Below are 733 nucleotides of genomic sequence, written 5' to 3'. Positions count from 1 at the left end.
AGTATGGTCTGACTCTTCTGGTGTCTCTGCTATTTTGGCTCTTACTGGATTCAAATCCACATACGCTAAACACGCTGCCAACGCGGCTTCATCTAACAAAGCTTGTGATTTAAAACGCCCTTCCCAGAATCGCCCTGTACAGCCATCTTCTCTATTGGCTTTGCGCGCGATATCTTCATTTAGCGTGCGCATAAACCAGCTTATATCAGCTAGTCGTGTTCGGTACTTCTCTAAAAGTTCTGATAATAAACAACGCTCAGAATTGGTCAGTGACTCGCCATTGATAAACTTATGAGTCAGCCAAGTCCCTTTAAATTGCTTGTGCCAGCGTATAATTATGGCTTTATCCGTCAGACGTTTTGCTTTTTTATCATCAACATATAATACAATATGAGTATGATTGCTCATCACGGCATACGCACACACATCAATACAAAACACCTTAGCAAGTTGTAGTAACTTCTCTTCAACCCACCCTCTTCGATGCTCATAAGACTTACCCGTTACTTTATCTTCTCCACACAAAAACGCGCGCCTTACGCATCGTGATATACAGTGATAGTACTTGGTATCCACCAAGCTAACTTGCCGACTTCGTGCTGTTGCCATGAATTGAGCGCCTAACTTTTAACCGTTATTTAAAGATAGGCGACACTCAGTTTTTTGCCAAATTTAAGATGGGTGTCTTCTTTAATTCCTCCATAAACTTATTAGTCAGCCAAGTCCCTTTAAA

1 protein-coding gene is annotated in these 733 nt (G+C 41.5%); it reads right to left on the bottom strand.

Translation table 11 applies throughout. The features are described from left to right. Positions 1 to 609: transposase (locus N475_RS05845; RefSeq protein ID WP_487246439.1), on the bottom strand; the 609-nt coding region annotated here is incomplete at its 3' end. Positions 610 to 733 lie beyond the last annotated feature (124 nt).

The organism is Pseudoalteromonas luteoviolacea DSM 6061, from assembly GCF_001625655.1.
Lineage (GTDB): Bacteria > Pseudomonadota > Gammaproteobacteria > Enterobacterales > Alteromonadaceae > Pseudoalteromonas > Pseudoalteromonas luteoviolacea.
Note: the sequence above shows the minus strand (reverse complement) of the source record. Positions and strands in the feature narration are given on the sequence as shown.